This window comes from Limnohabitans sp., assembly GCF_034680285.1.
GTDB lineage: Bacteria > Pseudomonadota > Gammaproteobacteria > Burkholderiales > Burkholderiaceae_C > Limnohabitans_A.
Map to the genome: position 1 here is coordinate 117,605 of NZ_JAXITC010000007.1, position 25,465 is coordinate 143,069.

28 protein-coding genes and 1 tRNA gene are annotated in these 25,465 nt (G+C 60.4%); 15 read left to right on the forward strand and 14 right to left on the reverse strand.

Going from position 1 to position 25,465, the window contains the following annotated elements:
- The first annotated feature begins 18 nt into the window (after positions 1 to 18).
- From SWE17_RS07845 to SWE17_RS07865, 5 genes are all read left to right on the forward strand, one after another.
- Positions 19 to 783, forward strand: a complete 765-nt coding sequence (locus SWE17_RS07845; protein ID WP_322992545.1) for an HpcH/HpaI aldolase family protein — start codon at positions 19 to 21, stop codon at positions 781 to 783.
- Between the two features lie 14 nt (positions 784 to 797).
- Positions 798 to 1,619, forward strand: a complete 822-nt coding sequence (locus SWE17_RS07850; RefSeq protein WP_322992546.1) for an NAD(P)-dependent oxidoreductase — start codon at positions 798 to 800, stop codon at positions 1,617 to 1,619.
- Positions 1,620 to 1,771: 152 nt separating this feature from the next.
- On the forward strand, positions 1,772 to 2,926 hold the full coding sequence (locus SWE17_RS07855) for an alpha-hydroxy acid oxidase (RefSeq protein WP_322992547.1): 1,155 nt from the start codon (positions 1,772 to 1,774) through the stop codon (positions 2,924 to 2,926).
- A gap of 80 nt (positions 2,927 to 3,006) precedes the next feature.
- A complete protein-coding gene (gene dinB, locus SWE17_RS07860; RefSeq protein ID WP_322992580.1) occupies positions 3,007 to 4,254 on the forward strand; it encodes a DNA polymerase IV in 1,248 nt (415 codons plus the stop codon).
- Positions 4,220 to 5,062, forward strand: a complete 843-nt coding sequence (locus tag SWE17_RS07865; RefSeq protein WP_108312991.1) for an enoyl-CoA hydratase-related protein — start codon at positions 4,220 to 4,222, stop codon at positions 5,060 to 5,062. Before dinB ends, SWE17_RS07865 begins: the two co-directional genes overlap by 35 nt.
- 85 nt (positions 5,063 to 5,147) lie before the next feature.
- On the opposite strand, the gene SWE17_RS07870 is transcribed toward SWE17_RS07865, so the two are convergent.
- Positions 5,148 to 5,405, reverse strand: coding sequence for a type II toxin-antitoxin system Phd/YefM family antitoxin (locus tag SWE17_RS07870; RefSeq protein ID WP_322992548.1), 258 nt, complete (start codon positions 5,403 to 5,405; stop codon positions 5,148 to 5,150).
- 121 nt (positions 5,406 to 5,526) lie between these two features.
- Here SWE17_RS07870 and SWE17_RS07875 point away from each other — a divergent pair, with 121 nt between their 5' ends.
- Complete coding sequence (locus tag SWE17_RS07875) at positions 5,527 to 6,579, forward strand: histone deacetylase family protein (RefSeq protein WP_322992549.1); 1,053 nt, start codon at positions 5,527 to 5,529, stop codon at positions 6,577 to 6,579.
- Between the two features lie 49 nt (positions 6,580 to 6,628).
- On the opposite strand, the gene SWE17_RS07880 is transcribed toward SWE17_RS07875, so the two are convergent.
- Complete coding sequence (locus SWE17_RS07880; protein WP_322992550.1) at positions 6,629 to 8,608, reverse strand: AAA domain-containing protein; 1,980 nt, start codon at positions 8,606 to 8,608, stop codon at positions 6,629 to 6,631.
- 128 nt (positions 8,609 to 8,736) lie between these two features.
- Entirely contained in the window at positions 8,737 to 9,225 is a 489-nt protein-coding gene (locus SWE17_RS07885) for a low molecular weight protein-tyrosine-phosphatase (protein WP_322992551.1), read from the reverse strand.
- A gap of 197 nt (positions 9,226 to 9,422) precedes the next feature.
- Between SWE17_RS07885 and SWE17_RS07890 the strand changes: the two genes are divergently transcribed.
- From SWE17_RS07890 to SWE17_RS07900, 3 genes are all read left to right on the forward strand, one after another.
- Positions 9,423 to 9,710 (forward strand): TIGR03643 family protein, encoded by a 288-nt coding sequence (locus tag SWE17_RS07890; protein WP_322992552.1) that lies wholly within the window; start codon positions 9,423 to 9,425, stop codon positions 9,708 to 9,710.
- Between the two features lie 63 nt (positions 9,711 to 9,773).
- The gene (locus SWE17_RS07895) at positions 9,774 to 10,028 is read left to right on the forward strand and encodes an AbrB/MazE/SpoVT family DNA-binding domain-containing protein (RefSeq protein ID WP_322992553.1); all 255 of its coding nucleotides are present in this window, start codon (positions 9,774 to 9,776) and stop codon (positions 10,026 to 10,028) included.
- Positions 10,022 to 10,342, forward strand: a complete 321-nt coding sequence (locus tag SWE17_RS07900; protein WP_322992581.1) for a type II toxin-antitoxin system PemK/MazF family toxin — start codon at positions 10,022 to 10,024, stop codon at positions 10,340 to 10,342. The genes SWE17_RS07895 and SWE17_RS07900 overlap by 7 nt, the downstream gene beginning before the upstream one ends.
- Before the next feature lie 39 nt (positions 10,343 to 10,381).
- On the opposite strand, the gene SWE17_RS07905 is transcribed toward SWE17_RS07900, so the two are convergent.
- From SWE17_RS07905 to yaaA, 3 genes are read right to left on the reverse strand one after another with little or no spacing between them, the layout of a single operon-like run.
- On the reverse strand, positions 10,382 to 10,822 hold the full coding sequence (locus SWE17_RS07905; protein WP_322992554.1) for a PACE efflux transporter: 441 nt from the start codon (positions 10,820 to 10,822) through the stop codon (positions 10,382 to 10,384).
- 23 nt (positions 10,823 to 10,845) lie between these two features.
- Positions 10,846 to 11,691 carry an NADPH-dependent 7-cyano-7-deazaguanine reductase QueF gene (gene queF / locus SWE17_RS07910; protein ID WP_322992555.1) on the reverse strand — a complete coding sequence of 282 codons (846 nt, stop codon included), beginning with the start codon at positions 11,689 to 11,691 and terminating at the stop codon, positions 10,846 to 10,848.
- 2 nt (positions 11,692 to 11,693) lie between these two features.
- Complete coding sequence (yaaA, locus tag SWE17_RS07915; protein ID WP_322992556.1) at positions 11,694 to 12,470, reverse strand: peroxide stress protein YaaA; 777 nt, start codon at positions 12,468 to 12,470, stop codon at positions 11,694 to 11,696.
- Here yaaA and SWE17_RS07920 point away from each other — a divergent pair.
- The 3 genes from SWE17_RS07920 (at position 12,469) to SWE17_RS07930 (ending at position 15,557) form a co-directional block, all read left to right on the forward strand.
- Complete coding sequence (locus SWE17_RS07920; protein WP_322992557.1) at positions 12,469 to 13,179, forward strand: pseudouridine synthase; 711 nt, start codon at positions 12,469 to 12,471, stop codon at positions 13,177 to 13,179. The two genes, yaaA and SWE17_RS07920, sit on opposite strands and share 2 nt — an antisense overlap.
- A gap of 256 nt (positions 13,180 to 13,435) precedes the next feature.
- The gene (locus SWE17_RS07925; protein WP_322992558.1) at positions 13,436 to 14,557 is read left to right on the forward strand and encodes an NADH:flavin oxidoreductase/NADH oxidase; all 1,122 of its coding nucleotides are present in this window, start codon (positions 13,436 to 13,438) and stop codon (positions 14,555 to 14,557) included.
- Between the two features lie 28 nt (positions 14,558 to 14,585).
- Positions 14,586 to 15,557 carry a Bug family tripartite tricarboxylate transporter substrate binding protein gene (locus SWE17_RS07930; RefSeq protein WP_416234990.1) on the forward strand — a complete coding sequence of 324 codons (972 nt, stop codon included), beginning with the start codon at positions 14,586 to 14,588 and terminating at the stop codon, positions 15,555 to 15,557.
- A gap of 72 nt (positions 15,558 to 15,629) precedes the next feature.
- Here SWE17_RS07930 and SWE17_RS07935 read toward each other — a convergent pair whose 3' ends face one another.
- The 3 genes from SWE17_RS07935 to SWE17_RS07945 all read right to left on the reverse strand — a co-directional run bounded on the left by SWE17_RS07935 (position 15,630) and on the right by SWE17_RS07945 (position 18,115).
- Positions 15,630 to 16,220: a DUF3501 family protein gene (locus SWE17_RS07935; RefSeq protein ID WP_100171911.1), complete on the reverse strand. Its 591-nt coding sequence runs from the start codon at positions 16,218 to 16,220 to the stop codon at positions 15,630 to 15,632.
- Positions 16,221 to 16,231: 11 nt separating this feature from the next.
- Positions 16,232 to 17,581 carry a (Fe-S)-binding protein gene (locus SWE17_RS07940; protein ID WP_322992559.1) on the reverse strand — a complete coding sequence of 450 codons (1,350 nt, stop codon included), beginning with the start codon at positions 17,579 to 17,581 and terminating at the stop codon, positions 16,232 to 16,234.
- Between the two features lie 111 nt (positions 17,582 to 17,692).
- The gene (locus SWE17_RS07945) at positions 17,693 to 18,115 is read right to left on the reverse strand and encodes a rubrerythrin family protein (protein ID WP_062408037.1); all 423 of its coding nucleotides are present in this window, start codon (positions 18,113 to 18,115) and stop codon (positions 17,693 to 17,695) included.
- A gap of 252 nt (positions 18,116 to 18,367) precedes the next feature.
- Between SWE17_RS07945 and SWE17_RS07950 the strand changes: the two genes are divergently transcribed.
- The gene (locus tag SWE17_RS07950) at positions 18,368 to 21,265 is read left to right on the forward strand and encodes a valine--tRNA ligase (RefSeq protein WP_322992560.1); all 2,898 of its coding nucleotides are present in this window, start codon (positions 18,368 to 18,370) and stop codon (positions 21,263 to 21,265) included.
- Positions 21,266 to 21,290: 25 nt separating this feature from the next.
- Positions 21,291 to 22,169 carry a UTP--glucose-1-phosphate uridylyltransferase GalU gene (galU, locus tag SWE17_RS07955; RefSeq protein ID WP_322992561.1) on the forward strand — a complete coding sequence of 293 codons (879 nt, stop codon included), beginning with the start codon at positions 21,291 to 21,293 and terminating at the stop codon, positions 22,167 to 22,169.
- 16 nt (positions 22,170 to 22,185) lie between these two features.
- Here the strand turns inward: galU and SWE17_RS07960 are convergent, their stop codons facing one another.
- The 3 genes from SWE17_RS07960 to cysM are packed head-to-tail and all read right to left on the reverse strand — an operon-like array spanning position 22,186 to position 23,887.
- Entirely contained in the window at positions 22,186 to 22,413 is a 228-nt protein-coding gene (locus SWE17_RS07960) for a sulfurtransferase TusA family protein (RefSeq protein WP_322992562.1), read from the reverse strand.
- Positions 22,413 to 22,970: an NUDIX hydrolase gene (locus SWE17_RS07965; RefSeq protein ID WP_322992563.1), complete on the reverse strand. Its 558-nt coding sequence runs from the start codon at positions 22,968 to 22,970 to the stop codon at positions 22,413 to 22,415. The genes SWE17_RS07960 and SWE17_RS07965 overlap by 1 nt, the downstream gene beginning before the upstream one ends.
- Before the next feature lie 14 nt (positions 22,971 to 22,984).
- Positions 22,985 to 23,887, reverse strand: coding sequence for a cysteine synthase CysM (cysM, locus tag SWE17_RS07970; RefSeq protein ID WP_322992564.1), 903 nt, complete (start codon positions 23,885 to 23,887; stop codon positions 22,985 to 22,987).
- A 39-nt stretch (positions 23,888 to 23,926) separates the two neighbouring features.
- Between cysM and SWE17_RS07975 the strand changes: the two genes are divergently transcribed.
- A tRNA-Leu gene (locus SWE17_RS07975) sits at positions 23,927 to 24,011 on the forward strand.
- Between the two features lie 54 nt (positions 24,012 to 24,065).
- Here SWE17_RS07975 and SWE17_RS07980 read toward each other — a convergent pair.
- Both SWE17_RS07980 and SWE17_RS07985 read right to left on the reverse strand, forming a co-directional pair.
- Positions 24,066 to 24,467 carry an RNA-binding S4 domain-containing protein gene (locus tag SWE17_RS07980; RefSeq protein WP_108312751.1) on the reverse strand — a complete coding sequence of 134 codons (402 nt, stop codon included), beginning with the start codon at positions 24,465 to 24,467 and terminating at the stop codon, positions 24,066 to 24,068.
- Positions 24,464 to 25,426: an SDR family oxidoreductase gene (locus SWE17_RS07985; RefSeq protein WP_322992565.1), complete on the reverse strand. Its 963-nt coding sequence runs from the start codon at positions 25,424 to 25,426 to the stop codon at positions 24,464 to 24,466. Before SWE17_RS07985 ends, SWE17_RS07980 begins: the two co-directional genes overlap by 4 nt.
- Positions 25,427 to 25,465: the final 39 nt, after the last annotated feature.

The following is a 25,465-nucleotide window of genomic DNA, read 5'->3' on the forward strand; positions in this document are numbered from 1 at the left end:
TCTCAAGAGAAAAACACCATGGACATGCCCATCAACCATTTCAAACACGCCATCCAGTCAGGCCAAAAGCAAATTGGCCTGTGGTCGCACCTGTGCAGCAACATCAGCACCGAAATTTTGGCGCATTGCAACTTTGACTGGCTGCTGCTGGACATGGAGCACTCCCCTAACGACCTGACAGAAATCGTGGCGCAGTTGCAAGCCATGAAGGGCAGCCCCACCACGCCCATCGTGCGCCCACCGTGGAACGACATGGTGACCTTCAAGCGCTTGCTCGATGTCGGCGTGCAAACCCTGTTGGTGCCCTACATCCAGAACGAAGAAGAAGCCCAACAAGCGGTGTCTTACACCCGTTACCCGCCACACGGTGTGCGCGGTTACGCGGGTGCACCCCGCGCCAGCCACTATGGCCGGGTGAAGGGTTATGCCCAACACAGCAGCGAAGAAATTTGCGTGTTGCTTCAGGTGGAAACCGTGGAGGGCCTCAAAAACATCGAAGCCATCGCCAACGTGGACGGCGTGGACGGCGTGTTCATCGGCCCCGGCGACTTATCTGCAGCGCTCGGCCACCTGGGCAATCCGAAACACCCGGACGTACTGAAAGTCATCGACGAGTCGATTGCCCGCATCAAGGCCTGCGGCAAAGCGGCGGGCATCTTGACGGGCGATGAAGCCCTGGCCAAACACTATGTGGACCAAGGCTGCCTGTTTGTGGCAGTGGGCGCCGACCAAAACGTGCTGCGCGACAGCGCCACGGCCTTGGCTGGTCGATTCAAATCCTGAACAGGACACAAAACATGCTGAACACCCCCGCTTCGACCATCCGATTTCCCCGCTTGTTGCTCACGGGCGCGGGCGGCAACTTGGGGCAAGTATTGCGCCCTCGTCTGAAAGCCTATTGCGACGTGCTGCGCGTCAGCCACCGCCGCGAACTGGAACCGGCGACGGCTGGAGAGGAAGTCCAACTCGCCGCCTTGGAAGACAAGGACCAAATGATGGCCTTGCTCGACGGTGTGAACGCCGTGGTGCACATGGGCGGCGTGTCGACCGAACAGCCTTGGGACCCGATTTTGGCGGGCAACATCGTGGGCATGGTCAACCTGTACGAAGCCGCACGACTGAAAGGCGTCAAGCGCATCGTGTTTGCCAGCTCCAACCATGTGACGGGTTTTTACAGGCAGGATGAAGTCGTCAACACCCGCATGCCGCCCAAGCCCGATGGCTTTTATGGCCTGTCCAAAGCCTTTGGCGAAGACCTGGCCCAGCTGTATTGGGACCGCTGGGGCATCGAGACCGTGAGCCTGCGCATTGGCTCCTCTTTCACTGAGCCCAAGGACCGCCGCATGCTGGCCACTTACCTCAGCTACGACGACTTGGAGCGCTTGGTGGTGGCCGCGCTCACCGCCCCCATCGTGGGCCACAGCATCATCTACGGCATGTCGGACAACCAGACCACCTGGTGGGACAACACCCACGCCAAACACATCGGCTACCGCCCGCTGGATTCGTCCGATGTATTCCGCCCTGCCGTCGAAGCCCGCCAGCAAACCATCGACCAGCATGATCCAGCCGCCATTTACCAAGGCGGCGCCTTCGTCAAGGCCACGCCACACGGTTAAGCACACGCCCCCAGCCTGCTCTGGGGGGCGAATACACAGCAGCCTCACAATAAATTTCAAAGGGGCTGTCCCAAGTTTCACAGCGACCGGCAAGGCCTGCGGCTACGATGGGCGACTTTCAAAAATCGCTCTACCCCCAGCAGGAGACCCCCATGCCCGTGATCACCAACATCGAAGACCTGCGCGTTTTGGCCGAAAAGCGCGTGCCGCGCATGTTCTACGACTACGCCGACAGTGGCTCTTGGACCGAGGGCACCTACCGCGCCAACGAGACGGACTTCCACAAGATCAAGCTGCGCCAGCGCGTGGCCGTGAACATGGAAAACCGCACCACGGCCACCAAGATGGTCGGCATCGACACCAAAATGCCCGTGTGCATCGCGCCCGTGGGCCTCACAGGCATGCAACACGCTGACGGCGAAATGCACGCCGCCATGGCCGCCAAGAAGTTCGGCATCCCCTTCACGCTGTCGACCATGAGCATCTGCTCGATTGAAGACATTGCGGCCCACACGCAAGCGTCGTTTTGGTTTCAGCTCTACATGATGCGCGACCGCGAAGCCATGGCCCGCATGATCGACCGCTGCAAAGCCGCCAATGTGAGTGCCATGGTGCTCACGCTCGACCTGCAGGTGATTGGCCAGCGCCACAAAGACCTGAAAAACGGCCTGACCGCGCCCCCCCGCCCCACCATCGCCAACATCATCAACCTGATGACCAAGCCCCGCTGGTGCTTAGGGATGGCTGGTACCAAACGCCACACCTTCGGCAACCTGGTGGGTCACGTCAAAGCCGTGACCAACATGAAGTCGCTGGCCTCTTGGACCAACGAACAGTTTGACCCGACGCTCAACTGGGAAGACATCGCTTGGGTCAAAAAGCAATGGGGCGGCAAGCTGATCTTGAAGGGCATCATGGACGTGGAAGACGCCAAACTGGCTGTGGCCAGCGGGGCTGACGCGATTGTGGTCAGCAACCACGGCGGCCGCCAGCTCGACGGCGCACCCAGCAGCATCGAAGCCTTGCCCGCCATCGTGGCCGCTGTTGGCGACCAAATCGAAGTTTGGATGGACGGCGGCATTCGCAGCGGCCAAGACGTTTTGAAAGCCTGGGCGCTGGGCGCCAAAGGCGTCATGATCGGCCGCGCCATGGTCTATGGCCTGGGCGCCATGGGCGAAGAAGGCGTGACCAAAGCCCTGCAAATCATCCACAAAGAACTGGACGTGACGATGGCCTTTTGCGGCCACACCAACATCCAGAACGTCAACACCAACATCTTGCTGCCGGGCACATTTCCGAAGGCTTAAGAGGTCTCGGGCCGCGCTATGCTTTGGGGGTGACTTCCGCCCCGACTGCTCAACCTGTGCGCCGCATTGCCCACCTCGACATGGACGCGTTTTACGCGTCTTGCGAGTTGCTGCGCTACCCGCAGCTCAAGGGTTTGCCCGTGGTCATTGGCGGCGGTCGCCGCAAAGAAGACGACCTGCTGGGCAAGCTGCAAACGACCTATCCCGATGGCGAGTGGACCGAAGAGACGTTTGCCGAGCGGCTGGACCGCATCCCGGTCGACTTTTTCCCGCGCATTGAGGGCTACACCGGGCGAGGCGTGATCACCACCGCCACCTATGCGGCGCGGCAGTTCGGCATCGGCTCAGCCATGGGGCTGATGAAAGCCGCCAAGCTCTGCCCCCAGGCGACTCTTTTGCCTGTGGACTTTGACCGCTACCGCTACTTCTCGCGCACCTTCAAAAGCATCATCACCGACATCGCCCCCCTCATGCAGGACCGGGGCGTGGACGAGGTCTACATCGACTTCACCGACGTGCCCGGCGGCCAGCGTGAAGGCGGGCGCGTGCTGGCGCGGCTGATCCAGAAAAGCATTTTTGACGCCACGGGCCTGACCTGCTCGGTGGGCGTGGCGCCCAACAAGCTGATCGCCAAGATGGCCAGCGAGTTCAACAAACCCAACGGCATCTCGATCGTGCACGAGGCCGACCTGCAAACCCACATCTGGCCACTGGCCTGCCGCAAGATCAACGGCGTGGGCCCCAAAGCCGATGAAAAACTCAAGAGCTTTGGCATCCACACCATCGGCGACTTGGCTGCACGCGAACAGCAGTGGCTGATTGAAAACTTTGGCAAAAGCTATGGCGCTTGGCTGCACGAAGCGGCATGGGGCCGTGACGACCGCCCGGTCGAGACCGAGAGCGAACCTGTGAGCATGAGCCGCGAAACGACGTTTGAGCGCGACCTGCACGCCGTGCGCGACCGAGAAGAACTCGGGGCCGTTTTCACAAGGCTGTGCGAACAGGTGGCCGCCGATTTGCAGCGCAAAGGCTACGAAGGCAAAACCATCGGCATCAAGCTGCGGTATGACAACTTCCAGGCCGTGACACGCGACCAGACCCTGAGCGAATACACCGCCGATGCCAAGCAAATTCGACTGATCGCAGGCCAGTGCCTCAAACGCGTGGACCTGTCACGCCGCATACGGCTGCTGGGTGTGCGGGTGGGCTCGCTGGTCAAGGCGGGGACAGCCCCTGCCCCGGGGGCGACTTACAGTGAAGCCATTGCCAACCCACCACCCCAAGCGAATGACCATGGACAAACTCAACTGCTTTTCTTTGACGACTGAAGGCCACGTTGCCCATTTGGTGATGAACCGCCCCGAGGCGATGAACACCATGCACCCGACGTTTTGGCGCGAGCTGCACGAGGTGCTGACCGACATCCACAAGGCGGGTACCGCCCGGGCGTTGGTGATCTCGAGCACGGGCAAACACTTCAGCGCGGGCATGGACCTGCAAACCTTTGGCAGCGCTATTCAAATGGACGACACCAGCGCCGAAGGCCGCTCGGCGGTGTACGACCTGCTGACCGACATGCAGCACACCTTCACCCTGCTCGAAGAACTGCGCATCCCGGTCATCGCCGCAATCCACGGCGGCTGCATTGGCGGCGCGGTGGACATGGTCACCGCCTGCTGCATGCGCTACGCCTCAGCCGATGCGTTTTTCTGCATCCAAGAAATCAACATCGGCATGGTGGCCGACGTGGGCACCTTGCAGCGCCTGCCCAAACTGCTGCCCATGGCGCTGGTCAAAGAGCTGGCCTACACGGGTCGACGGCTGAGCGCCGACAAAGCGCTGGCCCACGGCCTGGTGAACGAGGTGCTGCCCACCCACGAAGCGACCGTGGCCGCCGCCCTGCAAGCGGCCAAAGAGATCGCCAGCAAACCGCCCGTGGCCATCTGGGGCACCAAGCAAGTGCTGCACTACGCCCGCGACCACAGCACCGAAGACAGCCTACGCCACATGGGCTGGCTGCAAGGCGCGATCTGGAGCAACGCCAATGTGCGCGAAGCCATCAGCGCCATGCAACAAAAACGCGAGGCCAACTTTGCGCCGTTGCCAGCACTCAAGGGGTTTCGGGAATTTGGGTGAAGTACTAACTAAGCCACAACGTCCCCATGCGGGCGCGGCTTGCGCAACTCAGACACCACGTTCGTGTCCAGCAGAAACCGCAGTGTCACAACATCGGCTCTACAGGTCGTCGCTTGGCTCGTCCAAGTGGCGGGACGACCATATCGGCACGCGCTTGGTCTGAGAGCAGTAGTTCTTTCAACGAAGGGCGTGCTGCCGATTGCAACCGTCGCCACTGCTGCAGTGGAACCAAAACAGCGACCTCCGTGCCATGCCGCGTAACCATTTGGGGCCCTTCGAGCAGGCAAGCATCCAAAAACTCACTGAACCGCGCTTTCGCGTCTTGTACTGGCCATGTCCGCATCTCTTACCCCCTTCAACTGGACATCTATCTAATCTGACCGCAATTCCCAGGACTGTCAAACAGAATCCCTGATGCCCCATAGAACGCTGGCACACTCGAAAGTCAACGAACTGCATCTCTCATGAAAATCTTCCACAACACCCACCACGCCCAACACTCTGGCCGCCAGGAAATGTTCCGGGGCCGCTTGGTCGATTGCCACGAAGTGCCACAGCGCTTGCAGCATGTGCTGGACGAACTGGCGCGGCGGCCTTTGGGCACGTTGGTGCAACCAGCAGCCGACCTGCCGCTTGACGCGGCTTTGCGGCAAGTGCACAGCGCCGACTATCTGGACTTTTTGGCCAATGCTTGGCGCGACTGGGTGGCGCTGGACCCGGCCAATGCGGCGGTAGACGCCCTGCCCTCGGTCTGGCCGCTGGCATCCAAGCACGGCTTTCGCACCGATGTACCGCCGCTCAACTTTGCGGCGCGGCTGGGGCAATACGCATTTGACTCGGGCACACCCTTGATGGAGGGCAGCTGGGCCGCCGCCCGCGAAGGTGCGGCCTGTGCGCTGGCAGCTGCACAAGCGGTGCTGGGTGGCGAACGCTTTGCCATGGCCTTGACCCGCCCGCCGGGCCACCATGCAGGCCCCAACTACATGGGCGGTTATTGCTTCATCAACAACGCCGCCGTGGCCGCGCAGGCCCTGCGTGAAGGCGGGCTGCAGCGCGTGGCCGTGCTCGATGTGGACTACCACCACGGCAACGGCACACAAACCATCTTTTGCGAGCGCAACGATGTGTTCACCGCGTCCATCCACGGCGATCCGCGCACCGAATACCCCTTCTTTTTGGGCCATGAGGACGAACGTGGCTATGGGGCTGGCGAGGGCTTCAACCTTAACTTGTCACTGCCGCGTGGCACCGGGTTTGAAGTCTGGTGGGCTGCGCTGCAAACCGCCATGCAAGCGGTGAGCGACTTTGCGCCGCAAGCGCTGGTGGTGCCGCTGGGGCTGGACACGTTTGAGGGCGACCCGATCTCGGGCTTCAAGTTGCGCAGTGCGGACTACCTGCAGGTCGGCCGAGCGATTGCGCAATTGGACTTGCCGACGGTGCTCACGCTCGAAGGTGGCTACGCAGCGGCAGATTTGGGCGTGAACACAGTGAATGTATTGGAAGGGTTAGGCCGCTGATTTGCCCTGGTTGGGTCATAGCATGATGAACACCCATCACAGATTTAAGTCAATTTTTGGCAATCACAACCGCCGTACGATAGCCCCCCACGCCCTTCACATAAGCCAACAACTCTCCAAAAAACGGATGCCTGCACAGCGTGGATGAGTCCCCCACCAGCAGCAGCTTGCGCCTTGCGCGGGTCATGCCCACGTTCATGCGGCGGATGTCGGACAGGAAGCCGATCTCGCCTTGGGGGTTGCTGCGCGTCAAGGTGATGGCAATGATGTCGCGCTCTTGGCCTTGAAACGAATCGACGGTGCCCACGCTGAGCCTGCGCTGCAGCAGCAAGTCGTTCAGCACCGCGCTGTCTTCGATGGCGTCTTTCAAATAGTTGATTTGGGCGCGGTACGGCGCAATCACGCCAATGGTCAGTGGGCGCTGATCTGGGTCGGTGGGTTCGCCTGGTTCCGACAGTTGGGCCAGCAGCTGCGCCAGGCGCTCCAGCAGCAAGTGGGCTTCTTCGGGGTTGGCGGTTGATCGGCTTTCGGGAATGGCCAGTTCCGAGAACCCACAGCCCGCCGTGTCGATGAATTCCACAGGCAGGTCGGGCGCAAAGCGCAGGTCATCAAAGCGCGGGTCATACGCGGCCAAGTCGGCATGGCGCACACTGGGGTGCGCCACCAGTTGGCCGCCATAAAACTTCTCGGAGCTGAAGCCCATGATGTGCGCGTGCATGCGGTATTGCACCTTCAGCATGCGGGCCGTGCCCGGTTGGCGCTGGATGCACTTTTCAAACAGGGTTTCGCGCAGGCCTTCGCGGGCGGCTTTTTCGCTTTTCACGGTGGGCGGCAGCTGGTGGTGGTCGCCCGCCAACACCAAGCGCTGGCCCTTGGCAATGGGAATCCAGCAACCCGGCTCCAAGGCCTGGGCGGCTTCGTCGATGAAGACGGTCTCAAAGCCCAGGTGGCGAATGGTGCGGTGGCTGGCACCCACCAGCGTGCAGGTGATGACTTGCACCGATTCGAGCACGTCCTCGGTCATGAAGCGCTCTAAATCGTCGGCGGCTTGGCGCAGCGTGCGGGCTTCTTCGCGCAGCCATTGGCGGCGCTCTCGCTCTTCAAAACCAAAGTTGCGCACACGTTCGCTGGCAGCCTCTCGGTGCTGTTCGGCGGTTTGGCGCATCGCGTGCATCTTGGCGTAGCTGGCGTGGGCCATCACCCCGGCGTCGAGCGTGTGCTTGAGCAGTAGGTCCGACACGCGGCTGGGGTTGCCCAGGCGGATCACATTCACACCGCGCTCGGCCAGCTTTTCGGTCAGCAGGTCCACGGCAGTATTGGAGGGGGCGCACACCAGCACGCGCCGCTCGCGCCGAATGGTCTCCAAAATGGCTTGCACCAGCGTGGTGGTTTTGCCCGTGCCGGGCGGGCCGTGGATGATGGCCACGTCTTGCGCCGTGACCACATGGCGTACAGCGGCCAGTTGCGAGTCGTTGAGCGCACTGGGGTAAAACAGGTCGTCGGCTTGGGGCTCGCGAAAGCGGGCTGCCTTGGCACCCAGCAGCACGTCGCGCAGTTCGGCCAAGCGGTTGCCGTTTGCGGCCATGACCGCGCTCAGGGCCTGGTTCATCTCGCGGTAGCTGACCTCGTCAAAGGTCAGGTCAATGCCGAGCATGCTGCCGTTGAGGGTGCTTCCGTTTTGGGTGCTGCCGTCCAGCACCCAGTCGGGCAGTGCTTCTTTGGTGGTGGCCAGCAGCACCTTATTGCGCCGCACGCGCGTCACCACGCCGCTCACCACGGGCCGGTCAGGCCCCGAGTAGCCGGGCGCACTGCTGAACAGCGCCGCAGCCGCCCCCACCTGAAACAAATGCAGGTCTTGCCGATGCGCAGGGCGCTCCAGCTCCAGCACCACCTTGCCCCCAAAACCGATGTCTTCTTGGGTGATGGTGACGGGGTACCAAGTCAAGCCACGCCGACGGCGCTCTTTGATGCTGGCACTGGCGTTTTTGAGCTTGAACTGCGCTTGGTCTTCCTGTTGCTCAAGGTGCATGAGCGCGCGCACATGGCGAAGCTCACGTTCAACAGAAAGATGTGCAGTGGGGGTGGGGTCTTGGTCGGCCAAAAGGGAACGCAAAGGGAAAAAGGAGTGGAGGCGACTCTAACCCAATGGGATGGGCTTTAACTCTGGACCTTGTGCGTTACGAATTTCACGAGGCCTTCGCTGGCTTCTTCGATCAAATCCAGCACATGCTCAAAGCCCTGGTCTCCACCGTAGTAAGGGTCGGGGATGACCGGGGCCTGTGTGGTTAGCAAAAACTCCGCCAAGCCCCGGATCTTGTGTTGGTGCTGCGCGGGGCATCTTTCTTCCAAAAGTGCGCGGTTGTCCCAATCCATGGTCAAGAGCAAATCAAAGGTTTCAAAGTCACTGTCCACCACCGGCCTGGCCCTCAGGTGCGCAAGGTCGTAGCCCCTTTTGAGCGCATGCTTTTGGCTGCGTTCATCGGGCGGCGCATCGGGGTGAAAGTTGTGTGTGCCTGCCGAGTCCACTTGGACTTTGTGCAAGAGGTTTTGCTCAGTCAGCCGTTTGAAGAAAACCGCTTCGGCTGTGGGGCTTCGGCAGATGTTGCCCATGCAGACAAACAGGATTTTGTAAGCGTTTTCATTCATGTCGTGCGGGGTCAGGAGGTGGGTATGTAGGGTAAAAAAACCTGCTCAAAGCTTATGGCAAGCAGCCAGTTGGATGGCACAGGCTTGGGGCTATCCCCCCAATGGGTTCTGGGGAATAGGCGTGTCGGGGCACACTCTCATCATCAGGCGCAAAAAAGGGGTTTGTTGCGCCCCCATTGACACCAAAGGGAAGTGCCGTGGAGGCCAAATTTACTGAGCGTCTTGCCAGCCTTTCAGAAGGGGACATTTCCGCCATCATTCAAATGGCTTGGGAAGACCGGACCGCGTTTGAAACGATTCAAGAGCGCATGGGTTGGTCAGAGCCGGACGTCATTCGCCTCATGCGGCACCAGCTGCAGCCCAGTTCTTTTCGGATGTGGCGCAAGCGCATGAAAGGCCGCACAACCAAACACCGGGCACTGCGCAGCCCCGACATGAAGTTTGACGACCAATCGATTGCCGACCACCGACGCGCCAACTGCTGATGCAAAATTGCTATTGAGAACTCACTCGACATGGATTAACATTGTTGCAACAGGAGGCCTCTGATGGAAATTGCAATTCGGAACATCGGAAACAGCAAAGGCGTGGTGTTGCCTAAGCCGTTTCTGGCCCAAGTCGGGCTGGACGGACAGGCGACCGCCATCATCGAGGTGGAAAACGGCACCATCGTCTTGCGTAAACCCGCCAAGACCGTTCGTGCTGGCTGGGCAGAGGCTGCTGCTGCAGTGTCCGCCAAGGGCGAAGATGCGCTTTTGATGGGTGAGTTCGGCAACTTGGAAGATGAGGAGTTGGGCTGGTGAAGCGCGGCGACATTTGGCTGGTGAACCTCGACCCAACCGTGGGCAGCGAAATCAAAAAGTCGCGGCCCTGCGTTGTACTGTCGCCGGCAGAGTTGAATGAGAACCTGCGCACCGTCATGGTGGCGCCCATGACATCCAAAGGTTTTGCTGCGCCGTTTCGCGTGCCTGTGACCCATGCGGGCACCAAGGGCTTGATCGTGCTGGATCAGCTTCGGACGGTTGACAAGCTGCGCTTGGTCAAGCGGCTGGGCGCTGTATCCGCCAAGACGTTGACGGCAGCCCTGACTACTCTTCAGGAAGTGTTCGCGGAATAAAAAAGGAAAGCCCTGGCGGCCTGCTTAACTGCAGAGCCCTCAGCCCCGATCGCCATCGCCCGCCTGAGCAGAAGCGGGCAAACCAAAAACCCGGTCAAAGCACCAGGTGAATGCGATGGCATAGAAGAAAAAGAAGGCCAGCAGGCCCAAGTTGGCGAGCAAGGCAGCGGCGAGCGAAATGTCGAGCCACAGCGACATGATCGGTAAAAGAATGATCACCAAGCCGCCCTCAAAACCCGCCCCATGGGCCAGCCGCCTGACAAAAGAGCGTCCACGCACCGATTGGCGCGACTCCCAGCGCTCAAAGAGCCAGTTGAAGACGTAGTTCCACGTCAGCGCAATGCTCGACAACACGACCGCCAGGCCCAATGTGGAGGTGGGTGACTTGTCAAAAGCCACACTCAACACAGGCCCGACCACAGCGATGGCAATGGCTTCGTACAAAAGGGCTTGCGCAACGCGGCGGGTGGTGGGGGTCATGTTGGGGAATGCGGTGAATGCACTCACTGCCGCGCCGTGCGCACGTTGGGTGGCAACTTGCCCGGGGCGCTGGTGCGCCAGGGGTTGATGTCCAGCCCGCCGCGGCGAGTGTAGCGGGCGTACACCGTCAGCTGGGTGGGTTTGCAGCGGGTCCAGATGTCCATGAAGATGCGCTCGACACATTGTTCGTGGAACTCGTTGTGGTTGCGAAAACTCACGATGTATTGGAGCAAGCCCGCTTGGTCGATTTGCGGGCCGCTGTAAGTAATTTGCACACTGCCCCAGTCGGGCTGGCCGGTGACCAGGCAATTGCTTTTGAGCAAATGGCTGACCAGCGTTTCGGTGACCGGCTGCTCGTCTTGGATGGCGCTCAGCAAGTCGGGCGCAGGCTGGTAGCGGCTGCACTCGATGTCCATGCGGTCGAGGTTCAGGCCGTCCAATTCGTGCACGGGCTCGGCGTCGAACTGTTCTTGCAGCAGCAGCTTCACGCCCACGCTGGCCTGCATGGTGCCTCCGTGCCAGATGGCCGCGCTGATGTCGCGGCGGATCATGTCGCGCACCGCGTCGGCGCTTTCCAATCGGGTGTTGTTGAAGCTGTTCAGGTACAGCTTGAAGGATTTGCTCTCCACGATGTGCGTGCTCTCGGCTGGCACGGTGATGTGCGCCAGCGCCACCTGCGGCTTGCCCTTGGGGTTGAGCCAGGACAGCTCGAACGCAGTCCACAAGTCGGCCCCAAAAAACACGGGCTGACCAGTGACGCCGATTTCGGCGCGTTTGGTGGCGCGGGGGATGGGGAACAGCAGGCTGGCGTCGTACTGGTCGACATAGGCGCTGGACTTGCCCAGCTGGGATTGTTCAGGGGAGTTCATGCTCATGCTTGCACTTTGCGACGGAAAACGAGACGGTCGGGCTCGGACACCTGAGGATCGTAGGCATAGCCTTCGAGGTCAAAGCCCAGCAGACCTTCGGGGTGGCTGATCTTGTTTTGAATGGCGAAGCGGGCCATCAGGCCCCGCGCCCGCTTGGCGTTGAAGCTGATGATTTTGTATTTGCCGCCTTTGAAGTCTTCGAACACGCATTCGATCACGCGGGCCTTGAGGGTTTTGCGGTCCACCGACTTGAAATACTCTTGCGAAGCCAGGTTCACGATGACCGGAGTTTTGTCTTTGGCCAGCTGGGCGTTCAGGTAGTCGGCAATTTGCGGCCCCCAAAACTTGTACAGGTTGCTGCCCTTTTCGGTTTGGAGCGTGGTGCCCATCTCCAGGCGGTAGGGCTGCATCCAGTCCAGCGGGCGCAACACGCCATACAAGCCACTCAAAATGCCCACATGGGTTTGCGCCCAGTCCAGGTCTTGCGCTGACAAGGTCTTGGCGTCCAGACCTTCGTACACGTCGCCATTGAAGGCCAGCACGGCCTGCTTGGCATTCTTGGCGGTGAACTTGGGCGTCCAGGCTTCGTAGCGGGCCACGTTCAGGGCCGACAGCGCGTCCGACAGGTCCATCAGCTCGGCGATTTGCTGGGGCGACTTTTGGCGCAGCACCTCAATGAGGGCCTGCGATTGCGGCACGAACTGTGGCAGCGTGTGGGGCACGCCCGCTGCGGGGGTTTCGTAATCCAGAGATTTGGCGGGTGACAATAAGAACAACATGCTCGACATCCTTTACCTGGACGATTATCTCGCCATCGTGAACAAGCCCACGGGCTGGCTGGTGCATCGCACCCCGCTGGACAAGGGCGAAACCCGCTTTGTGCTGCAAACCCTGCGCGACCAAATTGGGCAACATGTTTGGCCAGTGCACCGCCTGGACAAGGGCACCAGCGGCGTGCTGGTGTTTGCGCTGAGGACCGAGGTGGCCCGCATGCTGGGCCAGGCCTTTGAAAGCGGCGATGGTCTGCAAAAGACCTACCGCGCCGTGGTGCGCGGCTGGCCCGCCGATGAGGGCTTGATCGACCACCCCTTAAAGCGCATGCCCGACGACATGCGCACCGAGCGGCTGGAGGTGCAGCCCGCCCAAAGCCGATTTGCCACCCTGCGCCACTTTGAGCTACCGCTGCCCCAGCAGGGCTTTGCCAGCACCCGCTGCGCCGAAGTGGCGCTGGAGCCGCTGACTGGCCGCCGCCACCAGCTGCGCCGCCACATGAAGCACATCGCCCACCCGATCATTGGCGACGCCACGCACGGCAAGGGGCCGCTCAACCGGGCCGTGGCAGATTTGATCGGGCTGCAGCGGCTGTGGTTACATGCACAAAGCCTGGAACTGCCCCACCCGGTCAGCGGGCAGCAGTTGCGTTTGGCGGCGCCGCTGCCTAGCGAGTGGAGGGTTTGGGATGCTTTTGCCATGCGGGCATCCGGCTGAATTCAGAAAACCTTCGCGACGAGGGCGTCGCTCCTACATGGGTACTGCGCCCCATTTTTGTGGGAGCCCCGCCCTCGGGGCGATGGGTGGCGGTGCACAAGGGTTTTCGCGACGGGGGCGTCGCTCCCACAAGGGTAAATCCCCACAGCGGGGGCGGTTGTCACCCAACGGATAACGTTCGGCCCAGTTTTCCATAAGATGCCGAGCATAGTCGCCATCGTGCGCCAAGCCTCTACAAACTGCGACGACCCATTTCATGAGCCTGCTTTTTTCGCCTTTCACCTTTGAAGCCCCAGCTTGCCCACTCACTTTGCCCAACCGCATCGTGGTCGCACCCATGTGCCAGTACTCGGCCGACCACGGCCAGGCCACCGACTGGCACCTGACGCACTGGACCAACATGCTCAACAGCGGTGCGGGCTTGTTCACCATCGAGGCCACCGCCGTGTCGGCCGTGGGCCGCATCAGCCCCGGTTGTTTGGGCCTGTGGGACGACGCGACGCAGGCAGCGCTGGCCGACAAACTGCACCGCGCCCGACGCCAAGCCCCCGCCATGCCCGTGTGCATCCAGATCAGCCACGCAGGCCGCAAGGCTTCGAGCGCCGCCCCCTGGGACGGAGGCATGTTGATCGCACCCGAAAACGGCGGCTGGCAGACCGTGGCGCCCAGCGCCCTGCCGCACTTGCCCCAAGAAGCCGCGCCCACCGAACTGAGTCTGGCCGACATCGCGCAAATCAAGGCTGACTTCGTCAACACCGCCAAGCGCAGCCACGAGCTGGGCATCGAGGCGGTGGAGCTGCATGCCGCGCACGGCTATTTGTTGCACCAGTTTTTGTCGCCCATTTCTAACCAGCGCACCGACGCGTATGGCGGCAGTTTTGAAAACCGCATCCGCTTTCCGCTGGAAGTCTTCAAGGCCGTGCGCGAAGCCTTTGGCGGCACGCTGGGCATGCGCATCTCGGGCACCGACTGGGTGGACGGCGGCTGGACGGTCGAAGAAACCGCTGCATTGTCGGTGCAGCTCAAACAAGCCGGGGCGCAGTTTGTGCACATCTCCTCAGGCGGTGTCTCGCCCCTGCAAAAAATTGTCTTAGGCCCAGAGTACCAAGTGCACTTGGCCAAAGCCGTCAAAGCCGCCTCTAACCTCACAACGATCGCGGTGGGCTTGATCACAGAGCCTGCGCAGGCCGAAGCCGTGCTGCAGCGTGGCGACGCCGACTTGGTGGCGCTGGCCCGCAGCTTTTTGTACAAGCCGCGCTGGGGCTGGGAAGCTGCAGTGGCCTTGGGCGGCACGGTCGACTCACAACACCAGTACTGGCGCAGCCTGCCCCGCGAAGCCAAAAACATTTTCAACGACGCCAAGATTGGCATGCGCTAATTTACACATCCTTTAAAGAGAGACAAACATGAACACACGTCGCAAAGTTTCCAAACTGCTCGCATTGGCCACCCTGTGCGTCCCCCTGGCCTTGATGGCGCAAGCCTTCCCCAGCAAGCCCATCACCCTGGTCGTGCCCGTGCCACCCGGTGGCTTGGTCGACACCTCGGCCCGCTTGATTTCCGAGCCGCTGGGCCGTTTGATCGGCCAGTCCATAGTAGTGGAAAACAAGGGCGGCGCCAGTGGCAACCTGGCCTACCAGCAAGTGGCACGCGCCCCCAAAGACGGCCACACGCTGTTGGTGTCGTACTCGGGTTACCACGTCGCCAACCCGATCCTGATGACCAAGCTGCCTTGGGAACTAAAAGACCTGACGCCCGTGGGCCTGATCACCGTGGCCACCAACGTGGTGGCTGTGCACCCCTCGGTGCCGGTGAACAACATGAAAGAGTTCATTGCCTACGCCAAACAAAACCCGGGCAAGCTGAACTACGCCTCGCAAGGCAATGGCTCGGTCTCGCACATCGGCACCGAAATCTTCAAACAGCAAACCGGGGTGAACCTGGTGCATGTGCCCTACAAGGGTTCGGGCCAGGCCATTGCCGACGTGCTGGGCGGGCAGGTGCAGGTGTTCATGACCACACCGCCTTCGGTGATGCAGCACATCCAGGCGGGCAAGCTCAAGGCGCTGGCCGTCACCGGCAAAAAGCGCCATGCGGGCATGCCTCAAGTGCCAACCATGGCCGAAGCCGGTTACCCCAACTTTGACCTCGAGTCGTGGGTAGCTTTGTACGCCCCAGCGGGCACACCACCTGCCGTGGTGACCCAACTGGCCGATGCCGTGAAGCGCAGCCTGGACCTGCCCGAGAGCAAGCAACGCGCCGACCAAGCGGGCATTGAAGTGCGCTTTGTCGCCCCCACCGAGATGACCAAAATTTTGGACCGCGACATCGCCGACTGGACGCAAGCCATTAAGGCCGCCAACATCAAGCTGGACTGAGCGCCAGAAGTACAAAAGCCGGAGTGGGCCTTGCGGCCTGCTCCGGCTTTTTTGTGGGCTGAACGCAGTCGTTTACTTGAGATCGCCCGCCAAACTGGCCAGGGTGTCAGCAGCGATATCGAGGTGAGAGGGGTAGTGGGTATGGTCGCAACCCATCTTGACGCCAGCGCCCGCCTTCACGGCCGCGCACATGACGGGGGTGAGTTCAAAGCGCACAAAGTGCACCGCTGAGGTTTTTTCTTCGGTCTCGCGGTCCAGGTCTTCGTCGGCAATCGCGTAAACGCGGGCATGGCCCTCGACTTCGACAAACATGCGGTCTTCCACGCCGATCAGCTTGGCCAGCTCGCGCTTGCGCTCGTTGATGTCGACGTACTCGATCATCATGGTGGCCTTCCAGTTGCTGCCGTCTGGCACCAGCGGGGCATAGGCCTCGATCTCTTGCAGGATGCCCTCTTCTTCGAAGACTTTTTCGATGCGCAGCATCTCCTGAATTTGGTAGCGGATGGTGGTTTCGCTCTCAAACTGCACGTTGATGTGTTCACCCAACTGCACGCTGCGCAGCTTGCGGTGGGCGATCACCTCGGGCTTGTGAACCTTGCGCCACTTGGTGTACGCCTCCAAAGACATCAGGGTCTCGGGCGTGATTTTTCCGGTCAGTTGCATGGCGGTTTTCCTTATTTGAGACCGTAGGCTTTGCGCACCAAGGTCAAGGGGTGGTTCAGTTCGGGGGCGCCCAAACCGTTGACCTCAAAGCCTTGGGCAATGTGGTGGCCGCCCAGCGGGCAGTCAGAGCTGATGAAGTCGGGCTTGGAGCCGTCCTTCATGGTGGCCATGGCCTTGAACACGGGTTTGCCGATCTTCATCGCCATGTCGTGCGAGCCTTTTTTGACGCCGTAAGTACCGGCATGACCCGAGCAGCGCTCGATGGTGTTGATCTCGGTGTCCGGGATCATCTTGAGCATTTCTTCGGTCTTCTTGCCGATGTTCTGCACCCGGCCGTGGCAAGGAATTTGGTAGCTCACATTGCCCAAGGCTTGAGGAAATTCGGTCTTGAGCAAGCCATCGCGCTTGCGGGCCATGAAGTATTCAAACGGGTCCCACATCGCTTCTTTGACCAACTGGGTGTCGGTGCAATCGGGGAACATCAGCGGAATCTCTTGCTTGAACATCAAGGCGCAGCTGGGCACCGCCGCCATGATGGCGTAGCCGTCTTTGGCGTATTTGGCCAGCACCGGGATGTTGGCCTCTTTGGAGTCCTTGACCGAGTCCAAATCGCCGAGCTCGAGCTTGGGCATGCCGCAGCATTTTTCTTTCTCGACCAGCACGTACGGGATGTCGTTGTGGTCGAGGATTTTGAGAAGGTCGTGGCCGATGCCGGGCTCGTTGTAGTTGATGTAGCAAGTGGAAAAGATCGCCACTTTGCCGGGTGTTTTATCGCCGTCCACCACTTCTGAGGCCTTGGCATCCGGGGCGCTGGAGCGGAACTTTTTGGTGGCCAAAGAAGGCAACCAGGCATTCTTGTCCACGCCCGCCACGCTTTCCATGACGCTGCGTGCCGCTTCGGTTTTGTTGATGGCGTTGATGGCTTGCACCACGATCGGGATGCCTGCAAACGAGCCGTGTGTGTCGGTCGAGGCCAAAAACTTTTCGGCCGCGCCCACTTCGCCTTTTTTGAACTTGATGGCCTTGGCCCGCAGCATGGTGTGCGGGAAGTCCAGGTTCCACTCGTGGGGCGGGGTGTAGGGGCACTTGGTCATGTAGCACAGGTCGCACATGAAGCACTGGTCCACCACTTTCCAGTAGTCCTTCTTGTCGACGCCATCGACTTCCATGGTGCTGGACTCATCCACCAAGTCAAACAAGGTGGGGAAAGAGTTGCACAGACTCACACAGCGGCGGCAACCATGGCAAATGTCAAAAATGCGTTCGAGTTCGTCGAAGCACTTTTCTTCGTTATAAAAGTCGGGGCCCTCCCAGCCGAGGGCGTGTCGTGTGGGGGCTTCGAGGTTGCCTTCTTTGGCCATGTTGTGCTCCTGTATTTTTTTGTTTTGGGTTTGCCTGAGAACTTTGCTTTTTTGAAAGTTCTGAGAAAAACCCGCTGCACGGGGCCGTGCAGCAGGCCGAATCACAGGGGATCAATCCACCAGTTCGTTCAGGGCTTTCTGGTAACGGTTGGCGTGTGAACGCTCAGCCTTGGCCAGGGTCTCGAACCAGTCGGCGATTTCGTCAAAACCTTCTTCGCGAGCGGTTTTGGCCATGCCGGGGTACATGTCGGTGTACTCATGGGTTTCGCCAGCCACAGCCGAAGCCAGGTTGTCGCGTGTCGAGCCGATGGGCATGCCGGTTGCTGGGTCGCCGGATTGCTCCAGGAATTCCAGGTGGCCGTGGGCGTGACCGGTTTCACCTTCGGCGGTGGAACGGAACAGCGCTGCCACGTCGTTCTGACCTTCAACGTCAGCTTTGTTCGCGAAGTACAGATAGCGACGGTTGGCCTGGGATTCGCCTGCGAAGGCGTCTTTCAGGCATTGTTCCGTGCGCGAGCCTTTGAGTGCTGCCATGGGTATCTCCTAGTGAGTTTTACGTTGATTGCCCTGACGAAATCGCCAGAGAACCATCAGGTTAGTCTTTTACCGACGGGTCGCCCAATTAATTGATGCAATACCCTCAATTTATTGAACCTATCAGCTCAGCCCGCGCGCTTTGGTCCAGGAGAACCAAGGTGGGCTAGGTAAAATCACCTATTTCGGACACTGATCGTCCTGCACGGCGTGCGCAGAGCTGCCGTTATTTATTTTTGAGAAGCCCCCGCCATGAGCAACGCCCCCGCCACTGTGGCCCTCCAGCCCGGCCTTGAGAGCCTGTCCAAATCGTTCGAGCCTGCTGCGCTTGAAGCCCATTGGGGCCCCGAGTGGGAAAAACGCGGTTACGGCGTGGCTGGTTTTCGAGGCACGCAAGCGCCCAAAGACGGTGCGCCAGCGTTCGCCATCCAGTTGCCACCGCCCAACGTGACGGGCACGCTGCACATGGGCCACGCGTTCAACCAGACCATCATGGACTCGCTGACCCGCTACCACCGCATGCTGGGTCACAACACCGCCTGGATTCCGGGCACCGACCACGCGGGCATCGCCACCCAAATCGTGGTGGAGCGCCAGCTGCAAGCCAAAGGCATCAGCCGCCACGACATGGGCCCCACACCTGCCGAAGCCCGCAAGAACTTTGTGAGCAAGGTTTGGGAGTGGAAAGAAGAGTCCGGCAGCACCATCACCAGCCAGATGCGCCGCATGGGCGACAGCGTGGACTGGAGCCGCGAATACTTCACGATGGACCCCAAACTGTCCAAGACCGTGACCGAAACCTTTGTGCAGCTGTATGAGCAAGGCCTGATCTACCGTGGCAAACGCCTGGTGAACTGGGACCCGGTGCTGCAAAGCGCAGTGTCCGACCTGGAAGTGGAAAGCGCCGAAGAAGACGGCTCGATGTGGCACATCCGCTATGACTTGGCCGATGGCAGCGGTTCATTGACCGTCGCCACCACCCGCCCCGAAACCCTGCTGGGCGACGTGGCCGTGATGGTGCACCCCGAAGACGAGCGCTACAAACACCTGATTGGCCAACAGGTCAACTTGCCACTCTGCGGCCGCACCATCCCCGTGATTGCAGACGACTACGTGGACAAGGACTTTGGCACCGGCGTGGTGAAGGTCACGCCCGCGCACGACACCAACGACTACCAAGTGGGCCAGCGCCACAAGCTGGAGATGATCTGCGTGCTGAACTTGGACGCGACGATCAACACCAACGCCCCCGAAAAATACCGTGGTCTGGACCGCTTCGTGGCCCGCAAGGCCGTGGTGGCCGACCTGGAAGCTGCAGGCTCATTGGTCGAGGTGAAAAAACACAAACTCATGGTGCCCCGCTGCGCCCGCACGGGCCAGGTGATCGAGCCCATGTTGACCGACCAGTGGTTCGTGGCCATGAACCAAGTCGGCCAAGGCGACGCCACCGGCAAGAGCATTGCCCAAAAAGCCATTGACGCGGTGCAATCTGGCGAAGTGAGCTTTGTGCCCGAGAACTGGGTGAACACTTACAACCAGTGGATGAACAACATCACCGACTGGTGCATCTCACGCCAGCTGTGGTGGGGCCATCAGATTCCCGCTTGGTACGACGAAGACGGCAAGGTGTATGTGGCCCGCAACGAAGCGGAAGCGCAAGCCAAAGCCCCTGGCAAAACACTCAAGCGCGACGAAGACGTGCTGGACACTTGGTACTCGTCGGCCCTCGTGCCGTTCAGCACCATGGGATGGCCCGAGAAGACGCCCGACTACGACCTGTACTTGCCCAGCAGCGTGTTGGTGACCGGCTACGACATCATCTTCTTCTGGGTCGCCCGGATGATCATGATGACCACGCACTTCACCGGCAAAGTGCCTTTCAAGCACGTCTACATCCACGGCCTGGTGCTCGATGCGCAAGGCAAGAAGATGAGCAAGTCCGAAGGCAACGTGCTCGACCCCGTTGACCTGATCGACGGCATCACGCTGGAACCCCTGCTCGAGAAACGCACCCAAGGCCTGCGCAAGCCCGAGACCGCACCCAAGGTGCGCAAGCAAACCGAAAAAGAATTCCCCGAAGGCATCCCGGCCTACGGCGCAGACGCCCTGCGTTTCACCTTTGCGGCACTCGCATCATTGGGCCGCAGCATCAACTTTGACTCCAAGCGCTGCGAAGGCTATCGCAACTTCTGCAACAAACTGTGGAATGCCACCCGCTTTGTGCTGATGAACTGCGAAGGCCAAGACTGCGGCCTGAAAGAGCACACCAAGGCTGAATGCGAAGTGGGCGGACCTGCTCATGGCTACATGTCTTTCAGCCAGGCCGACCGCTGGATCAGCTCACACCTGCAACGCGTCGAGGCCGATGTGGCCAAAGGCTTTGCCGAGTACCGCCTAGACAACGTGGCCAACACGATCTATGACTTTTTCTGGAACGAGTTCTGCGACTGGTACCTCGAAATCGCCAAGGTGCAGATCAACATCGGCAACGATGCGCAAAAACGCGCCACCCGCCGCACCCTGATCCGCACGCTGGAAACCATCATGCGTTTGGCGCACCCCATCATCCCCTTCATCACCGAAGAGCTTTGGCAAAAAGTGTCGGTGGTGGCGGGCCGTCCGGGCGAGTCGGTCAGCATCGCGGCCTACCCGGTGAGCCAGCCCGAACGCATCGACTTGGCTGCCGAAGCCCATGTGGCCAAACTCAAAACCCTGGTGGACGCTTGCCGCAACCTGCGCGGCGAGATGAACGTCTCACCCGCCACGCGCATGCCCATGTATGTGCTGGGTGACACGGCCTTCATGCAAAGCGTGGCACCGGTGTTGCAGTCGCTGGCCAAGCTGAGCGAAGTCAAGGTGTTTGACAACGAAGCCGAATGGATCGCAGCCGCACAAGCGGCCCCCGTGGCCGTGGTGGGCGAAGCGCGTTTGTGCCTGTTCATCGAAGTGGATGCAGCCGCAGAAAAAATTCGCTTGACCAAAGAAGCAGCACGCTTGGAAGGTGAAATCACCAAGGCCAACGCCAAACTCGGCAATGAGGCGTTTGTCTCCAAAGCCCCACAAGCCGTGCTCGACGAAACCAAAAAGCGTGTGGCCGACTTCGGCGCCACACTCGACAAAATTCGCCAACAACTGCAACGCTTGGGCTGATGCAGTCCTACCCCTCGGAGACACCATGAGCCACAACGTCATTCGCAAAGCCGTTTTCCCTGTGGCTGGTTTGGGCACACGCTTTTTGCCAGCGACCAAAGCTGCGCCCAAAGAGATGCTGCCGGTGGTCGACAAGCCGCTGATCCAGTACGCGGTGGAGGAAGCCTACGCGGCGGGAGTGCGGCACATGATCTTTGTGACGGGCCGCAGCAAACGTGCCATCGAAGACCACTTTGACACCGCCTACGAACTCGAAAGCGAACTCGAAGCGGCCCACAAAGACGAATTGCTGGCCTTGGTGCGCTCAGTGCAGCCCGACGACATGGTGTGCGCTTATGTGCGGCAAAACCGCATGCTGGGCTTGGGTCACGCCGTGCTCTGCGCCGAGCCCCTGGTGGGCAATGAACCGTTTGCTGTGCTGTTGGCCGATGACCTGATGGTCAACTCGGGCCCTTCCATCCTGTCCCAGATGGTCGAGGCCTACACCAAGCAAGGCCGCTCAGTGCTGGCGGTGCAAGAAGTGCCACTTGACCAAGTCAAGCGCTACGGCATCGTGGCTGGTGAGCCCGCTGGCCGCCAATTGATACGCGTCGAACAAATCGTCGAGAAACCCAGCCCAGACAAAGCCCCTTCGCGCATGGGCGTGGCCGGTCGCTACATCCTGACGCCAGGTATTTTTGACGAGATCCGCAACCAGCCCACAGGCGTGGGCGGCGAAATCCAACTCACCGACGCGATTGCTCGACTGATGCAGCGTGAAGCGGTCTACGCCTTCCAGTACCAAGGCAAGCGCTACGATTGCGGCAGCAAGGAAGGCTTCTTGGAAGCCACGGTCGAGCTGGCTTTGCAGCACCCTCAGGTGGGTGCATCGTTCCGCGACTACCTCAAGAGCTTGAGCCTCTGAGATTCATCGGGAAATCTCAGCGGCGTTTGAGTGCAAACACAAATGCCGTTTCGGTCTTTTCCTGCATCAGCAAATCGTTGCCTGTTTGACGGGCAAAGGCCTCGAAATCACGCCAAGCCCCAGGGTCGGTTGCCGTCACTTTGAGCACCTGCCCGCTGATCATCTCGTTCAGGGCCTTTTTGGCCTTCAAAATGGGCAAGGGGCAGTTCAGGCCGCTGGTGTCTATTTCCTTGTCGATGTGCATCATGTGTCCTGATTCGATTCTTGGCTTTGCGCGGCACGCTCTTCCCACGACATGAACTTCGGCTCAATGCCGATGGTGCGTAACCAGTCGCCCAATGCGTAGCCAGTGCCCGCAGGCCAGCAAATCAAGTCTTTGAAATCGAACATCTTGTACTCGGCCAATTCGGGTGACAAACGCACCTCGCCTTCGGCTACCGCATGGTAGGCAATGATCACTTGGTTCATGCGCTGGAAGTCGTAGACGCCAATCAACTTGAGGGCTGACACCTTCAGATTGGTTTCTTCGGCAATCTCGCGCGTGATGCCTTCTTCAGGTGTTTCGCCCGCCTCCATGAAGCCGGTGATCAGCGCAAAACGCCGGCCCGGCCATGCGGCATTGCGGGCCAACAAAATTTGGTCGCCCACTTGCACGATGCCCGCCAGCACGGGCGTGGGGTTGTTCCAATGGGTGAAGTCGCAAGCGGTGCAGCGCAGACGCATGACCTCGCCACCGTCTTCCAATTGAGTCTGCCAAGCCAAAGGCGTGGCGCATTGCGGGCAAAAACGAAATTCAGCCATGGGGCATCCTGGGTTCAGGCGGGGAACACGCCTGTGGACAAGTAGCGATCACCGCGATCGCACACAATGAACACGATGGTGGCGTTTTGCACCGTTTTCGCAATCTCCTGCGCGACCCAACAAGCGCCTGCGGCCGAAATTCCCGCAAAAATGCCCTCGCTGCGGGCCATTTGGCGACAGGTTTCCTCGGCATCGCTTTGGCTCACATAAACCAGCTCGTCGACCAAGCTCGCGTCATAAATTTTGGGCAGGTACTCTTGCGGCCACTTGCGAATGCCCGGAATCCGCGAGCCTTCGCTGGGCTGTGCGCCAATGATGCGGATGGCCGGGTTCTTTTCTTTCAGGTAGCGCGAGACGCCCGTGATGGTACCCGTGGTGCCCATGGCGCTGACAAAGTGGGTGACCTTGCCGCCAGTCTGCTCCCAGATCTCGGGGCCGGTGGTTTCGTAATGGATGCGCGGGTTATCGGCATTGGCAAACTGGTCCAGGATGCGGCCCTTGCCTTGCGCAGCCATGTTGTCGGCGAGATCCCTGGCGTATTCCATGCCGCCACTCTTGGGCGTGAGGATCAGCTCAGCACCAAAAGCCTTCATGGTCTGGGCGCGTTCAATCGACAGGTCCTCGGGCATGATCAAGACCATGCGGTAGCCCTTGATGGCGGCCGCCATGGCCAGCGCAATGCCGGTGTTGCCAGATGTCGCCTCGATCAGGGTGTCACCGGGCTTGATCTCACCCCGCTCCTCGGCCCGGCGAATCATCGACAAAGCCGGCCGGTCCTTGACGGAACCCGCAGGATTGTTGCCCTCCAGCTTGCCCAAAATGACATTGCCACGAGCCGCCGAATCGGCGGCCCCCAAACGTTGCAAAGCCACCAAAGGTGTTTTGCCGATCGCATCTTCAATGGTTGGATAAATCATCCCAATAATGTGCCATAATTCAGGTCTTCACGAATACCTGCCCGGGTGGTGAAATTGGTAGACTCAGGGGACTCAAAATCCCCCGCCGCAAGGCGTGCCGGTTCGAGTCCGGCCCCGGGCACCAAACAAAAAGCCGCAAGTTCCAGTAACTTGCGGCTTTTTCTTTTGGTTTTTCAGATCAATCGATCCCCGCACTCCACCGGTTATCCCAAGTCTTTTCGATTTGCCGGCGGTCGCGCTTGGTGGGGCGGCCTTGCTCAATGCTGAGCGCAGGCTCGCGGGCCAGACGGTGCTGCTCCGCCGCTTTTTGGCGGGCAGCGATGCTTTCCGGGGTTTCTGTGTACAGCAGCTGGGCGACAGGAGCCGGGCCGCGAACGCCACTCAAGCCCTGCACCACCACTGTTCGCTCCACAGCGCCTTGGCGCAGGCACACGGTGTCGCCGGGTTTGACTTCTTTGGACGGCTTGGCGTCTTGCCCGTTGACCTGCACACGGTTTTTGCCGATTTCATCGCTGGCCAGGCTGCGGGTTTTGTAGAAACGGGCCGCCCACAGCCATTTGTCAATGCGCAAGGATGTCATCGCGCCACCGAAAACAAGGCGCCTTGAGGGCTCAGGCCGTCGCGCACATGCGGGTAGTGCAAGCGGACTTTCAATTCTTTTTTCATGCGGGTGTTGTCCAGCCGACGGGATTCGCTCATGAAGCTCAGCAGCATCAAGGGCAAGGCGGTGTTGGCATCGCTGCGCGAAATGCGTGGCGGTTTAGACAAACCATACAAGCCAGCAGCCAAGTCGAAATAGTCGCCCATTTTCAGATCGGTGTCGTCGGTCACGTTGACCACACGCTGGGGCTTGCCGCGCCACAGGGCCGCAGCGCAGGCTCGCGCCAAATCGTTGGCATGAATGTGGTTGGTGTACACGTCCTCCTTGGCCACCAGCACAGGCGTGCCCTTGAGCAAGCGCTCTCGGGGCGTGCCGCCTTCGCGGTCGGGGGCGTATATGCCGGGGATGCGCAACACACTCACCCGCACGCCGCTGCGCCCCAGAAAACGCATCAGGCTTTCGGCATCGACACGCCGCTGTGCACGGGGGGTATGCGGCTTGGTAGGTCGGGTTTCATTCACCCACTGTCCCCCGCAGTCGCCATAAACACCCGTGGTGGAGCCGTACACCAACACTTGGGGCAGAGAGCGCAATCGCAAAGCACGCACCAAAGCCAGGCTGCGCGGATCGCGCTCAGACGCTCCGCGGCGGTCGGTCGGCGGTGGCGCCAGATGGATCACGCGGTGCGCGATGCCTGCCAAGCGCTTGAGGCTGGCTGCATCGTCCAGGTCACCTTGCAAGGGGGTGATGCCGCAAGCTCGCAGCAAACGCACGCGCTCTGGCGATGACGTCAAGGCCATCAAGCGCACGCGTTGGCTCTGTGGAGCGCCCAACTGACCTGCCGTGCGCAAGCCCACATCGCCGCAACCCACGATCAAAACACGCTGGCGGCGAAAACGGGCGGGCAGTGCACCCAAGGGGGTTTGGTTTGAAGGCAAAATCAGGGGTTCCGAGTCATATTCACGCCCTCTAGGATA

Bases quoted from the DNA above. Each gene is read 5' to 3' on its own strand.
- SWE17_RS07875 (WP_322992549.1), top strand. From the start codon at position 5,527: ATGAAAATCTTCCACAACACCCACCACGCCCAACACTCTGGCCGCCAG.
- SWE17_RS07950 (WP_322992560.1), top strand. From the start codon at position 18,368: ATGAGCAACGCCCCCGCCACTGTGGCCCTCCAGCCCGGCCTTGAGAGC.
- SWE17_RS07885 (WP_322992551.1), bottom strand. From the start codon at position 9,225: ATGAATGAAAACGCTTACAAAATCCTGTTTGTCTGCATGGGCAACATC.
- queF (WP_322992555.1), bottom strand. From the start codon at position 11,691: ATGAACTCCCCTGAACAATCCCAGCTGGGCAAGTCCAGCGCCTATGTC.
- SWE17_RS07925 (WP_322992558.1), top strand. From the start codon at position 13,436: ATGAGCCTGCTTTTTTCGCCTTTCACCTTTGAAGCCCCAGCTTGCCCA.
- cysM (WP_322992564.1), bottom strand. From the start codon at position 23,887: ATGATTTATCCAACCATTGAAGATGCGATCGGCAAAACACCTTTGGTG.
- SWE17_RS07980 (WP_108312751.1), bottom strand. From the start codon at position 24,467: ATGACATCCTTGCGCATTGACAAATGGCTGTGGGCGGCCCGTTTCTAC.
- SWE17_RS07850 (WP_322992546.1), top strand. From the start codon at position 798: ATGCTGAACACCCCCGCTTCGACCATCCGATTTCCCCGCTTGTTGCTC.
- SWE17_RS07865 (WP_108312991.1), top strand. From the start codon at position 4,220: ATGGACAAACTCAACTGCTTTTCTTTGACGACTGAAGGCCACGTTGCC.
- SWE17_RS07895 (WP_322992553.1), top strand. From the start codon at position 9,774: ATGGAAATTGCAATTCGGAACATCGGAAACAGCAAAGGCGTGGTGTTG.
- SWE17_RS07935 (WP_100171911.1), bottom strand. From the start codon at position 16,220: ATGCAACTGACCGGAAAAATCACGCCCGAGACCCTGATGTCTTTGGAG.
- SWE17_RS07855 (WP_322992547.1), top strand. From the start codon at position 1,772: ATGCCCGTGATCACCAACATCGAAGACCTGCGCGTTTTGGCCGAAAAG.
- SWE17_RS07905 (WP_322992554.1), bottom strand. From the start codon at position 10,822: ATGACCCCCACCACCCGCCGCGTTGCGCAAGCCCTTTTGTACGAAGCC.
- SWE17_RS07965 (WP_322992563.1), bottom strand. From the start codon at position 22,970: ATGGCTGAATTTCGTTTTTGCCCGCAATGCGCCACGCCTTTGGCTTGG.
- dinB (WP_322992580.1), top strand. From the start codon at position 3,007: ATGGACGCGTTTTACGCGTCTTGCGAGTTGCTGCGCTACCCGCAGCTC.
- SWE17_RS07870 (WP_322992548.1), bottom strand. From the start codon at position 5,405: ATGCGGACATGGCCAGTACAAGACGCGAAAGCGCGGTTCAGTGAGTTT.
- yaaA (WP_322992556.1), bottom strand. From the start codon at position 12,470: ATGTTGTTCTTATTGTCACCCGCCAAATCTCTGGATTACGAAACCCCC.
- galU (WP_322992561.1), top strand. From the start codon at position 21,291: ATGAGCCACAACGTCATTCGCAAAGCCGTTTTCCCTGTGGCTGGTTTG.
- SWE17_RS07880 (WP_322992550.1), bottom strand. From the start codon at position 8,608: ATGCACCTTGAGCAACAGGAAGACCAAGCGCAGTTCAAGCTCAAAAAC.
- SWE17_RS07920 (WP_322992557.1), top strand. From the start codon at position 12,469: ATGCTCGACATCCTTTACCTGGACGATTATCTCGCCATCGTGAACAAG.
- SWE17_RS07960 (WP_322992562.1), bottom strand. From the start codon at position 22,413: ATGCACATCGACAAGGAAATAGACACCAGCGGCCTGAACTGCCCCTTG.
- SWE17_RS07930 (WP_416234990.1), top strand. From the start codon at position 14,586: ATGAACACACGTCGCAAAGTTTCCAAACTGCTCGCATTGGCCACCCTG.
- SWE17_RS07945 (WP_062408037.1), bottom strand. From the start codon at position 18,115: ATGGCAGCACTCAAAGGCTCGCGCACGGAACAATGCCTGAAAGACGCC.
- SWE17_RS07845 (WP_322992545.1), top strand. From the start codon at position 19: ATGGACATGCCCATCAACCATTTCAAACACGCCATCCAGTCAGGCCAA.
- SWE17_RS07940 (WP_322992559.1), bottom strand. From the start codon at position 17,581: ATGGCCAAAGAAGGCAACCTCGAAGCCCCCACACGACACGCCCTCGGC.